Below are 11,389 nucleotides of genomic sequence, written 5' to 3' on the forward strand. Positions count from 1 at the left end.
CTTTGCTGTCGGCCCCATTTCTTGCGCGCCCAATCGTCGGCAATCATTGACCAGCATCAAAGTCGCATCAGCGCGACGCGGAAAGCGACAGCTGCGATGCCCGGTCGAAAATCCTCGCGAGCACGGGCTCGCTGTCCGACACGCGCATTGCGACATGAAAGGCGACGGACGCGAGCGCCGGCATATCCGAAAGCTCGACCAGCGCGCCTGCGGCGACCTCTGCCCGCGCCATCGGCTCGGGAAAGATGCCGACCCCGCCGCCCGCCTTGGCGATATCGATCATCGTGCGGGCATTGTTGCAGAGATTGAGCGATTCCTGCGCGATCCGCGACGCCTCGATCGCATCGCGCATCCGGCCGTGGATCGGCGAGTGGCTGGCGAGCGACCAGACCGGCAGTTGCGCCTCGCCCGCTGTGAACGCCGCCGCGACCTCAGGGCTCGCGAGCCACATCAGCGCGACCTCGCCGATCGGTTGCGTCTTGAGCGCCGGGTGCGCGATCGGTCCCGCGGCGAAGGCGATGTCGGTGCGCCCCGTCAGCAGTTGCTGGATCAGGTTCGCGGTCAGATCGATCTCGATCTCCAGCCCGACGTTCGGCATGTCGGCCTTGAGGTCGGCAACGAAGGCGGGCAGGCAGCTTGCCGCCGCAATCTCGCCCGCACCGATCCGCACCACTCCGCTCGCCTCGGCAAAGCCGCCGCTGCCCAGCAAGGCGATCTGCATATCGCGGAGCAGTGGGTCGCAGTCGCGCACCAGCTTGCGCCCCGCCGCGGTCAGCGACATGGTGCGCCCGTCGCGGCGGAACAGCCGTGTTCCCAGTCTTTGTTCGAGCTCGCGCATCCGCGCCGACACCGCAGGCTGCGTCGTGTTGAGCCGCTCGGCGGCCGCCGAAAAGGTCCCGAGCCGATCGATCCAGAGCAGGGTTTCGAGGTGATAGAGCGACACGCGACTGATAGACATTGCTTATGTATAATCGAAAATTAGAAAAATTAGAATTGATGGATCAAATGCGTCAATGTCGCGCGCGATCATTCATAAAGGAGGCTGTTTCATGGGGAACAAGCGCTATTCCGACGCCGCCGCCGCGCTCGAAGGGCTGCTCTTCGACGGGATGCAGATTTGCGCGGGCGGTTTCGGCCTCTGCGGTATCCCCGAACGGCTGATCGACGCGATCCGCGATGCGGGCACGAAAGACCTCATCATCGCGAGCAACAATGCGGGCATCGATGGCGAAGGGCTCGGCAAGCTGCTCCGCACGCGACAGGTCAAGAAGATGATTTCCTCCTATGTCGGCGAGAACAAGGAGTTCGAGCGGCAATATCTCGCTGGCGAGCTTGAGGTCGAATTCTGCCCGCAGGGCACGCTCGCCGAACGCTGCCGCGCGGGGGGCGCGGGCATCCCCGGCTTCTATACCAGGACCGGCGTCGGCACGCTGGTGGCCGAGGGCAAGGAAGTGAAGAATTTCGACGGGCAGGATTATATCCTCGAACGCGGCATCTTCGCCGATCTCGCGATCATCAAGGGATGGAAAGCCGACGAAAGCGGCAACCTCATCTTCCGCAAGACGGCGCGCAACTTCAACCAGCCGATGGCGACCGCGGCGAAGATCTGCGTCGCCGAGGTCGAGGAAATCGTGCCGACCGGCAGCCTCGATCCCGACGCCATCCACCTGCCCGGCATCTATGTGAAGCGCATGATCGTGGGCGCGCCCTATGACAAGAAGATCGAGTTCCGCACGACGCGCCCGCGCGAGGCGGCGTGATGCGTATCCTCGCCCTGACCGCCACGCTGCTCCTTGCCGGGTGCGCGAACGCGCCTGCGGAGGTGGCGAAAGCTCCGGCTCCGCCGACCGCTCCCTTGCCCGCACCGACGCCCGCCGAAGCCGCCAAGCCGCCGGCCCAGCTGCAATATCTCTATGGCTCGCCCGAGGCGGCGGTCGCGGTGCGGGCGACCAATGCGCGGATTGCCGACTATGGCGTTTGGCGGGTCAAGCAGCGGCCCAAGGATAGCGTCGTTCTGGCGCCCGGTGCGACGATGGATGCCCCGGCGTTCGAGCCTTGCGGCAACAAGCCCTTCGCCGCGGTATTCGACGCCGACGAGACGCTGGTCTGGAACCTCGGGCCGATGCGTTACTTCGCCGAGAAGGGCACGGCGTTCGACGTCAAGGTCTGGGACCAGTGGGAAAAGACCGGCGCGGGCAAGGCCGTTGCCATGCCGGGCTCGGTCGAGATGGTGAACAGGCTCCGCGCCGCGGGGATCACCGTCATCGCCAACACCAACCGCAGCGCCGCCAATGCGAAGAGCAGCGAGGACACGCTGCGCGCCGCCGGGCTCGGCGAGTTCAAGCATGGCGAAACGCTCTTCCTGATGGGCGACGATGCCGACGGGTCGAGCAAGGACGGCCGCCGCGCGACCATCGCCGCGAAATATTGCGTCATCATCCTCGGCGGCGACCAACTCGGCGATTTCAGCCAGCAGTTCAACGTCAAGGATCTGCCTGCCGCGCAGCGCATGGCGCTGGCGACCAGCGCCGCCGCCACCGCACTTTGGGACAAGGGCTGGTTCCTGTTCCCGAACCCCGTCTATGGCCCGTGGGAGAAACTGGGCTGGGGCGACGTCTTCCCCTCCGACAAAAATTGGGAGCCGAAATAATGGCCTGGACGCGTGATGACATGGCGGCGCGCGCCGCGAAGGAACTGCAGGACGGCTATTACGTCAACCTCGGCATCGGCATCCCGACCTTGGTCGCGAACCATATCCCCGCCGGGATGACGGTCACGCTCCAGTCCGAGAACGGCATGCTCGGCATCGGCCCCTTTCCCTATGAGGGCGAAGAGGACGCCGACCTGATCAACGCCGGCAAGCAGACGATCAGCGAATTGCCGCAATCGGCCTATTTCGGGTCGGAGCAAAGCTTTGCGATGATCCGCGGCGGGCACATCGACCTGACCGTGCTCGGCGCGATGGAAGTCGCCGAAAATGGCGACATCGCCAACTGGATGATCCCCGGCAAGATGATCAAGGGCATGGGCGGCGCGATGGACCTGGTCGCCGGGGTCAAGAAGATCATCGTCGTGATGGAGCATAATGCCAAGGACGGCAGCCCGAAGTTCATCCCCCAATGCACCTTGCCGCTGACCGGCAAGAATGTCGTCGACATGATCATCACCGACCTGGCGGTGTTCAAGCGCGACGATCACGACAGCCCGTTCAGGCTGATCGAACTTGCGCCGGGGGTCACGACCGAAGAAGTCGCCGCCAAGACGACCGCGCACTATATTGCCTGATCTTGCGGCCAGCCCCGGCGCCACCTGGCTGCTCGTCGGCGGGTGGCTCTCGGTGGCGGCGGCGTTTCTGCACATCGCCTGCATCTTCGGGGGGCCGGGCTGGTACCGCTTCTTCGGCGCCGGTGAAGCCATGGCGCGCGCCGCCGCGCGCGGCGACTGGCGACCGACGCTGATCACGCTGGGAATAGCGGCGACATTGCTTGTCTGGGCCGCTTATGCCTTCTCGGGCGCCGGATGGCTGCCGCGCCTGCCGCTGCTGCGCCTGAGCCTGGTCGCCATTACCGCCATCTACCTCCTGCGCGGCCTGTTGTTCGTGCCGGCCAACCTGATCCGGCACAGCCACAGCGCCGAATTCGCGCTATGGTCGTCGGCGATCGTGCTGGTCTTCGGCGCCGTCCACGCCGCCGGTACGAGCAAAGCCTGGGGATATCTTGCGCCCTGATCCCCGGCGGGGGTGACGGAGGGACAAGTCGCGGCTAAGACGGCGGCCACATAGAGGGTCGCAGCCTAGACAAAGAGTCCATGAAGCGCGTTTTTGTTATTCTGATTGCGGTGGCCGCGCTGGTATCGGTCGGCTGGTTCGGCGTTCGCGCCTTTGGCAGCAGCCAACCGCTCGCCAGCGTCCCGATCCCTTTCCGGGCCACCGAAAACCTGCCCGACACCCCCGCCGAATGGCAGGGACGGATCGATTACAAGATGCTCGACCGGCAGCTCGCCGAGCTGGCGCGGCGCCCCGAAATGGCAGGGCTCGCGGTCGCGGTGGTCGAGAATGGGAAATTGCGCTTTGTCCGCGCCTATGGCGTCGCCGACAAATCGACCGGGGCGCCGGTCACGCTGCAGACGCTGTTCCGCTGGGCCTCGGTCTCCAAGACCGCGACGGGGGCGATGGCGGCGGCGATGGCGAAGGAAGGTACCGTCGATCTCGACCATCCGGTCGCCGACTGGCACAGTTCGCTGCGCCTGCCGGGGGGCGCCGAGGCGCGCATCACGCTGGCCGATGTGCTGTCGCAGCGCACGGGCCTGACCAAAAACGCCTATGACGAAAAGCTGGAAGAGGGACAGGATCCCGCCCGGCTGCGCGCGGACCTTTCCGCCGCGCCGCTGCAATGCGAGCCCGGCACCTGCCACACCTATCAGAATATCGCCTTCGACGCCGCAAGCGAGGTTCTGGCGAAGGCGGCGCACAAGCCGTTCGGCGACGCGGTCGAGGATCGTCTGTTCCTGCCGCTTGGCATGGTCAGCGCAGGCTACGGGATGGAACGGCTGACGGGCTCGAAGGACTGGGCGCGCCCGCATCGCGGCGCTCAGGTCCTCCCCGCCAAGGCAGCCTATTGGCGCGTGCCCGCCGCCGCGGGGGTCGAAAGCGATATCGTCGATTTCGCGACGTGGATGCAGGCGATGATGGGGAACCGCCCCGATGTGCTGCCTGCCCGCGTGTTGCAAATCGCGCATCACCCCCGCGTCGGCACCGACCGCCTCTATGGCGGTTCGTTGCGGCAGGCGATCAGCGATGCCGGCTACGGACTCGGCTGGCGGAGCTTCAGCTATGACGGGCACCGGCTCGAGGGCCATTCGGGTGCGGTGTCGGGCTATCGCGCGACGATGATTTTCGAACCCGCGACGAAGACGGGCGTCGTCGCGCTGTGGAACAGCGATTGGGGCTTTCCCTTCCGCATCCCGTTCGCGGCGATCGACAGTTATCACGGGCGCGCGGACGCCGCCTGGCTCGACCTCAGCGAGCTGCCGCCGGCGACAGGCGGCGCGGCCGGGGCCGGGCCGGTCACCGCGAGCCTCAAAAAGTAGCGCGCGCCTTCCCTGCCCCGTGTATCAGGCGCGCGAAGGCGACGAGGAGAATCATCGATGCGCGTACTGCTTACCGGATCGTCGGGCTGGCTCGGGCGAACGCTCGCCCCGCTGCTGACTGAAAACGGCCATGCGGTGACCGGCCTCGATGTCGTGCCCGGCACCCATACGCAGGTGATCGGGACCGTCGCCGACCGCACGCTGATCGACCGGACGATGGGCGAGCATGGGATCGAGGCGATCATCCACGGCGGCGCGCTGCACAAGCCCGATATCGTCCGCTATCCGCGGCAGGCCTTTATCGACGTCAACGTGACGGGCACGCTCAACCTGATCGAGGCGGCAGTCGCGGCCGGGAACGACCGCTTCCTCTTCACCTCAACCACCTCGCTGATGGTGCGCGCCGATGTGCGCGAAGGCGCGGGCGCGCATGGCGCGTGGTGGATGGACGAGGATTTCGGTCCAATCGAGCCGCGCAACATCTATGGCATCACCAAGCTTGCCGCCGAGCAGGCGGTGAGGCTGGTGCACCGCGAGCATGGCATCGCCGCGCTGATCCTGCGCACCGGGCGCTTCTTTCCCGAGGATGACGACACCCATGCGGTCCCGAGCGGGCCGAACCTCAAGGCCAATGAATTGCTGGGCCGCCGCCTGACCGTCGAGGATGCCGCCGCCGCGCACCTTGCGGCGCTGGAGGCCGCGCCGCAGATCGGCTGTGACACCTTCATCCTCTCGGCGCCGCCGCCTTTCACGAAGGACGAGGCCGACGAGCTGGCGCGCGATGCCCGCGCGGTGATTGCACGGCACCATCCGGATGCCGCCGAGCTTTATGCGGCCGCGGGCTGGGTGTTGCCCGAAGCGATCGACCGCGTTTACGACCCGTCGCGCGCCGAACGCCGCTTCGGCTGGCGGGCGAAGACCGACTTCGGCAGCCTATTGGCGGCGCTCCGGAGCGGCGGCGCCCTGCCCTTCGCGCACGACCCGGGCTACATCTCCCCCATCATCGCCCGGGAGCGCGAAGCATGTATGTGCTGATCACCGCCAACCGCAACTATTCGAGCTGGTCGCTCCGCCCGTGGGTGCTGATGCGCGCGCTGGGCCTGTCGTTCGAGGACCGGGTCGAGCCCTTCGCCAGGCCCGTGAATTACGAGGCGTTCCGCAGCTTCTCGCCGACGGGCCAGGTTCCGGCGCTGCTGCACGAAGGGCGCACCATCTACGACTCGCTCGGCATCGCGCTCTATCTGGCCGACCGGCACGCGGGCGTGTGGCCCGCCGATGCCGACGCGCGCGCCTGGGCGCAGTGCGCGACGGCGGAGATGCACAGCGGCTTTGCGGCGCTGCGCAATGATTGCACGATGAACGTCGGGGTGCGCGTGACGCCGAAGCCGATGTCCGATGCGCTGCGCAGCAATGTGGCGCGCATCCGCGAACTGTTCGAGGAAGGCCTGGCGAGGTTTGGCGGGCCATGGTTGGCGGGGCCGGATTTCTCGGCGGTGGACGCCTTTTACGCCCCGGTCGCCTTCCGCATCCGCACCTATGGCCTTGACGTCCGCGGCGGGCAGGCGTGGGTCGACCATATGCTGGCGCACCCCGCGATGATCGAATGGGAGCGGCAGGCGCTGCTCGAAAGCTGGCGCGAGGAGAGTCATGAGGAAGAGTTGGCTGCGGCGGGGGTAATTACGGCGGATTACCGGACGGCCTAAAAAGGTCTGTCATTGCGAGCAAGGCGAAGCAATCCAGAGCGGTTTGCGCAAACATTGGATTGCCGCGTCGCTTCGCTCCTCGCAAGGACGAAGCTTCAGTCGACGAGCGCATCCCTCACGACGGCAACCCCGGCCTCGCGCTGCGCCTTCAATTCGACCTTCAGCTTCGCCGGATCGCGCGCAAAAACGAAGCCGAAGCTCACCCCGCCCTCCTTGCCGATCGTCGCATGGTGGAGCTTGTGCGCCTGCACGAGGCGCTTGGCATAGCCGCGCCGCGGCACCCAGCGGAAATAGCGCTGGTGGACGAGGCCGTCGTGCACCAGGGTGTAGATGATGCCGTAGAAAAGGATGCCGAGCCCGATCCACGTCCCCGGCTCCCATGCCGACTCGCCGAGGATCATCGGGCTGCCGATCGCGAACATCGCAATGCTCATCGCCGCGCCGACGATGGCGAACAGGTCGTTCCTCTCGAGCAGATTGTCGTGCGGCTCGTGATGGTCGCGGTGCCAGGCCCAGCCGAAGCCGTGCATGACATATTTGTGGCTCGCCCAGGCGACGAGTTCCATGGCCACGACGGTGGCGAGGACGAGCGCGATGATGGCGAGCGTCGACATGGGGGGACTATAGGCCCGTTCAACGCGTGATGCCACACTCCCCGTCATCCCGGGAAGGCCGGGGTGACGGGACAACGGTTGGATACGCGAGAGCCGCGACCGAAAATTGCGTTTTTGTGTCCCACTCGCTTGCATTGTTATCCGACTGGCGTAAGTGAACCGGCATGACCCGGCCCCGCACCCTCTACGAAAAAATCTGGGACGCGCATGTCGTCGAACAGCGCCCCGACGGTACCTGCCTGATCTTCATCGACCGCCATCTCGTCCATGAAGTCACCAGCCCGCAGGCGTTCGCGGGGCTTCGCGCGAGCGGACGGACCGTCCGCCGTCCCGACCTGACGCTGGCGGTGCCCGACCACAATCTGCCGACCACGGTGCGCAAGGATGCGGCCGGAAACAAACTGCCGATCGCCGACGCCGAAAGCGCGGCGCAGCTCGCGGCGCTCGAGAAGAACGCGCCCGAGTTCGGCATCCGCTACATCGACGCGGTGGCGCCCGAGCAGGGGATCGTCCATGTCGTCGGGCCCGAACAGGGTTTCTCGCTGCCCGGCACGACGATCGTCTGCGGCGACAGCCATACCGCGTGTCACGGCGGCATCGGCGCGCTCGCCTTCGGCATCGGAACGAGCGAGGTCGAGCATGTGCTGGCCACGCAGACGCTGCTGCTGCAACCGGCGAAGACGATGGAAGTGCGGGTCGAGGGCGAGGTCGGCCCCGGCGTCACCGCGAAGGACATCATCCTCCACATCACCGGCACGATCGGCGCCGCGGGCGGCACCGGCCATGTCATCGAATATACAGGCAGCGCGATCCGCGCGCTCAGCATCGAGGGTCGCCTGACCGTGAGCAACATGGCGATCGAGGGCGGCGCCCGCGCAGGGCTGATCGCGCCCGACGAGACGACCTTCGCCTATCTCAAGGGCCGGCCGTATGCGCCCAGGGGCGCCGACTGGGACGCGGCGGTCGCCTACTGGAAAAGCCTCGCGACCGATCCCGGCGCGACCTATGACAAGGTGGTCGTGATCGACGCCGCCGAGATCGCGCCCAGCGTGACCTGGGGCACCAGTCCCGAGGATGTCGTGCCGATCACCGGCGTTGTCCCCGATCCCGCGAGCTTCGCCGATCCGTCGAAACAGGCCGCGGCCGCCAAGTCGCTTGCTTACATGGGCCTCGAACCCGGCACGCGGATGCAGGATGTGGCGATCGAGAATATCTTCATCGGCAGCTGCACCAACAGCCGGATCGAGGACATGCGCGCCGCCGCCGCTATCGTGAAAGGCCGCAGGAAGGCGGATAACGTCAAATGGGCGATCGTCGTCCCCGGCTCGGGCCTCGTTAAGGCGCAGGCCGAAGCCGAAGGGCTCGACCGCATCTTCACCGATGCGGGGCTGGAATGGCGCGAGCCCGGCTGTTCGGCGTGCCTCGCGATGAACCCCGACAAGGTGCCGGCCGGCGAACGCTGCGCCTCGACGAGCAATCGCAATTTCGTTGGTCGTCAGGGTCCGGGCAGCCGCACGCACCTCGTCAGCCCCGCGATGGCGGCGGCGGCAGCGGTAACGGGCAGGCTCACCGACGTGCGGGAGCTGATGGCATGACCCCGATCGAGAAAGTCGAAGGCCGCGCGATTCCGCTGGGCCTCAAGAATGTCGACACCGACGTCATCATTCCCGCGCACTGGCTGAAGACCACCAGCCGTGAGGGGATGGGCAAGGGCGCGTTCGAGACGCTGCGCGCCGACCCCGACAACCTCTTCGACAGCCCAGAATATAAGGGCGCGCCGATCCTGATCGCGGGCGACAATTTCGGGTGCGGGTCGAGCCGCGAGCATGCCGCCTGGGCGCTCGGCGACCTGGGCATTCGCGTGGTGATCGCGCCGAGCTATTCGGACATTTTTTCGGGCAATGCGGTGAAGAACGGCATCTTGCCCGTGGTGCTGCCGCAGGCCGCGATCGACCGGCTGATGGAAGTCGCGAGGACCGACCCGGTCCATGTCGACCTCGACACCCAGACCGTAACGACGCCGTTCCAGGACCGCTTCGCCTTCGAGATCGATCCCTTCCGCAAGATGTGCCTGATCGAGGGACTCGACGAGATTTCGCTCACCGAAAAGAGCGACGCCGCGATCGCGGCATATGAGAGGCAACTCGACACCGACCGTCCGTGGCTGCGCCCGGCGGCGGCATAAGATTACAAAAGGAGAAGATGATGAAGGCTCTCTTGTCGACCGCAACCGGCGGCCCCGAAACGCTCACCCTCGGCGAGCTGCCGCGCCCGACCGCAGGCAAAGGCCAGATCGTCATCGATGTGAAGGCCTGCGCGGTCAACTTTCCCGACGTGCTGATCATCGAGGACAAGTACCAGTTCAAGCCCGAACGCCCCTTCGCCCCCGGCGGCGAAGTCGCGGGCCTGGTCGCCGAAGTCGGCGAAGGGGTGACCGAGTTCAAGGTCGGCGAGCGCGTCATCGCGGGCTGCGGCAATGGCGGCATGTCCGAAGCGGTCGCGGTCGGCGTCCACAATGTCTATCATCTGCCCGAAGGCCACGACTTCGCCGAGGGCGCGTCGCTGCTGATGACCTATGGCACCAGCATCCATGCGCTCGTCGATCGCGGGCATATCGAGGAAGGTGACACGCTGCTCGTGCTCGGTGCATCGGGCGGCGTCGGCATCGCGGCCGTCGAGCTGGGCAAGGCGTTCGGCGCGCGCGTCGTCGCGGGCGTGTCGAGCGCGGAGAAGGGTGAGATTGCGCGTCAGGCGGGCGCCGACGAGGTCGTTGTCTATGGCCGCCAACCGTTCGACAAGGACCAGTCGAAAGAGCTTGCCAACACGTTCAAGGAAGCGGTCGGCCCGGGCGGCGCGAACGTCATCTACGACGCGGTCGGCGGCGATTATGCCGAGCCCGCGCTGCGCTCGATCGCATGGGAGGGGCGCTATCTCGTCGTCGGCTTCCCCGCCGGGATCCCGCGCCTGCCGCTCAATCTGACCCTGCTCAAGAGCTGCGACGTCGCGGGCGTCTTTTGGGGCGCTTTCGTGATGCGCGAACCGGCGCGCAACCGCGCGAATATCGCGCGGCTGTTCCAGCTGTGGGAGCAGGGCAAGATCAAGCCGCGCGTTACCGAAAGCTTCGCGCTCGCCGACGGCGGCAAGGCGATCGCCAAGCTCGGCGACCGGACCGCGGTCGGCAAGCTGGTCGTCACCATCTGAAATATCGCCCTGACCCCGCGCTGACCGCGGCGCTGCGCCTCCTTGCAGCGCCGGGCCGGCTGGAAGTGCGCGTGACGCCGGGCGCGCGCCGCGACGAGGTGCGGATCGCCGACGGCACGGTGCAGGTGCGCGTCACCGCGCCGCCCGCCGACGGCGCCGCCAATGACGCGGTGCTGGCCGTACTGGCGGCAGCATTCGACCTTCCGCGGCGCGACCTGATCCTGCTGCGCGGCGCCGCGGCGCGGATCAAGCTGATCGGAATCGCACTCGACTGATCGCATCGCCGCGCCCCGGTTAACCCTTTGTCAGGGCTGTTTGGCTATGACCGGAGGCAGTACAATCGGGACCATTGGGTGTGGGTGATGGCGACTCGCCGCTCGAAAGAAGACACTATGCAGGACGCCAGTCTCGCGAACATATCGCGCACCCGCCGCGCGCAGTTGGTGGCCGAGTTCGAAAGCGAGCTCGGCATCGACTATAAGGCGCGCGCCAAGGCCGCCTATGAAGCCAAAAGGTGGCAGGTCATCAAGACGATCATCGTCTGGACGATCGCGGTGATGTTCTTCACCATCGCCTGCCACAAGCTGTGGATCATGGGCCAACAGGTGAAGGAGCCCTTCGCCGACATCAATCCGTCGAAAAGCCTGTTCGGCAGCGAATAAAGCGCCCCGGCCCGCAGCCAGGGCATCGTGACAATCCGTCCTAGAGTGCGTTCGGTTGTGATTGAATCAAAACCGGCACTCCAGATTCTTGTTTTGCCGTGTTTTCCGAGTCGTCAGGTGA

Annotated in this window: 14 protein-coding genes; 12 read left to right on the forward strand and 2 right to left on the reverse strand. The window is 66.3% G+C overall.

Going from position 1 to position 11,389, the window contains the following annotated elements; translation table 11 throughout:
- Positions 1–67: 67 nt before the first annotated feature.
- Positions 68–958 (reverse strand): LysR family transcriptional regulator, encoded by an 891-nt coding sequence (locus tag J1N50_RS00670; protein ID WP_215349121.1) that lies wholly within the window; start codon positions 956–958, stop codon positions 68–70.
- 91 nt (positions 959–1,049) lie between these two features.
- Between J1N50_RS00670 and J1N50_RS00675 the strand changes: the two genes are divergently transcribed.
- The 7 genes from J1N50_RS00675 (at position 1,050) to J1N50_RS00705 (ending at position 6,791) form a co-directional block, all read left to right on the forward strand.
- Positions 1,050–1,760, forward strand: a complete 711-nt coding sequence (locus tag J1N50_RS00675; protein WP_215349124.1) for a CoA transferase subunit A — start codon at positions 1,050–1,052, stop codon at positions 1,758–1,760.
- Positions 1,760–2,650, forward strand: coding sequence for an HAD family acid phosphatase (locus tag J1N50_RS00680; RefSeq protein ID WP_246552854.1), 891 nt, complete (start codon positions 1,760–1,762; stop codon positions 2,648–2,650). The genes J1N50_RS00675 and J1N50_RS00680 overlap by 1 nt, the downstream gene beginning before the upstream one ends.
- Positions 2,650–3,285: a CoA transferase subunit B gene (locus tag J1N50_RS00685; protein ID WP_215349129.1), complete on the forward strand. Its 636-nt coding sequence runs from the start codon at positions 2,650–2,652 to the stop codon at positions 3,283–3,285. Before J1N50_RS00680 ends, J1N50_RS00685 begins: the two co-directional genes overlap by 1 nt.
- Positions 3,278–3,727, forward strand: a complete 450-nt coding sequence (locus J1N50_RS00690; RefSeq protein WP_215349132.1) for a hypothetical protein — start codon at positions 3,278–3,280, stop codon at positions 3,725–3,727. Before J1N50_RS00685 ends, J1N50_RS00690 begins: the two co-directional genes overlap by 8 nt.
- A gap of 80 nt (positions 3,728–3,807) precedes the next feature.
- Positions 3,808–5,088 carry a serine hydrolase domain-containing protein gene (locus J1N50_RS00695; RefSeq protein ID WP_215349136.1) on the forward strand — a complete coding sequence of 427 codons (1,281 nt, stop codon included), beginning with the start codon at positions 3,808–3,810 and terminating at the stop codon, positions 5,086–5,088.
- Positions 5,089–5,145: 57 nt separating this feature from the next.
- Positions 5,146–6,123, forward strand: a complete 978-nt coding sequence (locus J1N50_RS00700; protein WP_215349138.1) for an NAD-dependent epimerase/dehydratase family protein — start codon at positions 5,146–5,148, stop codon at positions 6,121–6,123.
- Positions 6,111–6,791 (forward strand): glutathione S-transferase family protein, encoded by a 681-nt coding sequence (locus J1N50_RS00705; protein WP_215349141.1) that lies wholly within the window; start codon positions 6,111–6,113, stop codon positions 6,789–6,791. The genes J1N50_RS00700 and J1N50_RS00705 overlap by 13 nt, the downstream gene beginning before the upstream one ends.
- Before the next feature lie 95 nt (positions 6,792–6,886).
- Here the strand turns inward: J1N50_RS00705 and J1N50_RS00710 are convergent, their stop codons facing one another.
- Complete coding sequence (locus J1N50_RS00710) at positions 6,887–7,405, reverse strand: sterol desaturase family protein (RefSeq protein WP_215349144.1); 519 nt, start codon at positions 7,403–7,405, stop codon at positions 6,887–6,889.
- A gap of 164 nt (positions 7,406–7,569) precedes the next feature.
- Here J1N50_RS00710 and leuC point away from each other — a divergent pair, with 164 nt between their 5' ends.
- The 5 genes from leuC to J1N50_RS00735 all read left to right on the forward strand — a co-directional run bounded on the left by leuC (position 7,570) and on the right by J1N50_RS00735 (position 11,268).
- Entirely contained in the window at positions 7,570–9,000 is a 1,431-nt protein-coding gene (gene leuC / locus J1N50_RS00715; protein ID WP_215349147.1) for a 3-isopropylmalate dehydratase large subunit, read from the forward strand.
- Complete coding sequence (leuD, locus tag J1N50_RS00720) at positions 8,997–9,590, forward strand: 3-isopropylmalate dehydratase small subunit (RefSeq protein WP_215349149.1); 594 nt, start codon at positions 8,997–8,999, stop codon at positions 9,588–9,590. Before leuC ends, leuD begins: the two co-directional genes overlap by 4 nt.
- A gap of 20 nt (positions 9,591–9,610) precedes the next feature.
- Positions 9,611–10,606 carry an NADPH:quinone oxidoreductase family protein gene (locus tag J1N50_RS00725; protein WP_215349152.1) on the forward strand — a complete coding sequence of 332 codons (996 nt, stop codon included), beginning with the start codon at positions 9,611–9,613 and terminating at the stop codon, positions 10,604–10,606.
- A 65-nt stretch (positions 10,607–10,671) separates the two neighbouring features.
- Complete coding sequence (locus J1N50_RS00730) at positions 10,672–10,881, forward strand: DUF167 domain-containing protein (RefSeq protein WP_343227819.1); 210 nt, start codon at positions 10,672–10,674, stop codon at positions 10,879–10,881.
- A gap of 117 nt (positions 10,882–10,998) precedes the next feature.
- Positions 10,999–11,268, forward strand: a complete 270-nt coding sequence (locus tag J1N50_RS00735; RefSeq protein WP_246552856.1) for a hypothetical protein — start codon at positions 10,999–11,001, stop codon at positions 11,266–11,268.
- Positions 11,269–11,389 lie beyond the last annotated feature (121 nt).

This window comes from Sphingopyxis soli (assembly GCF_018682675.1).
GTDB lineage: Bacteria > Pseudomonadota > Alphaproteobacteria > Sphingomonadales > Sphingomonadaceae > Sphingopyxis > Sphingopyxis soli.

Coding starts and splice junctions, on each gene's coding strand:
- J1N50_RS00695 (WP_215349136.1), top strand. CDS start 3,808: ATGAAGCGCGTTTTTGTTATTCTGATTGCGGTGGCCGCGCTGGTATCG.
- J1N50_RS00670 (WP_215349121.1), bottom strand. CDS start 958: ATGTCTATCAGTCGCGTGTCGCTCTATCACCTCGAAACCCTGCTCTGG.
- J1N50_RS00680 (WP_246552854.1), top strand. CDS start 1,760: ATGCGTATCCTCGCCCTGACCGCCACGCTGCTCCTTGCCGGGTGCGCG.
- J1N50_RS00700 (WP_215349138.1), top strand. CDS start 5,146: ATGCGCGTACTGCTTACCGGATCGTCGGGCTGGCTCGGGCGAACGCTC.
- J1N50_RS00675 (WP_215349124.1), top strand. CDS start 1,050: ATGGGGAACAAGCGCTATTCCGACGCCGCCGCCGCGCTCGAAGGGCTG.
- J1N50_RS00685 (WP_215349129.1), top strand. CDS start 2,650: ATGGCCTGGACGCGTGATGACATGGCGGCGCGCGCCGCGAAGGAACTG.
- J1N50_RS00725 (WP_215349152.1), top strand. CDS start 9,611: ATGAAGGCTCTCTTGTCGACCGCAACCGGCGGCCCCGAAACGCTCACC.
- J1N50_RS00735 (WP_246552856.1), top strand. CDS start 10,999: ATGCAGGACGCCAGTCTCGCGAACATATCGCGCACCCGCCGCGCGCAG.
- J1N50_RS00705 (WP_215349141.1), top strand. CDS start 6,111: ATGTATGTGCTGATCACCGCCAACCGCAACTATTCGAGCTGGTCGCTC.
- J1N50_RS00710 (WP_215349144.1), bottom strand. CDS start 7,405: ATGTCGACGCTCGCCATCATCGCGCTCGTCCTCGCCACCGTCGTGGCC.
- leuD (WP_215349149.1), top strand. CDS start 8,997: ATGACCCCGATCGAGAAAGTCGAAGGCCGCGCGATTCCGCTGGGCCTC.
- leuC (WP_215349147.1), top strand. CDS start 7,570: ATGACCCGGCCCCGCACCCTCTACGAAAAAATCTGGGACGCGCATGTC.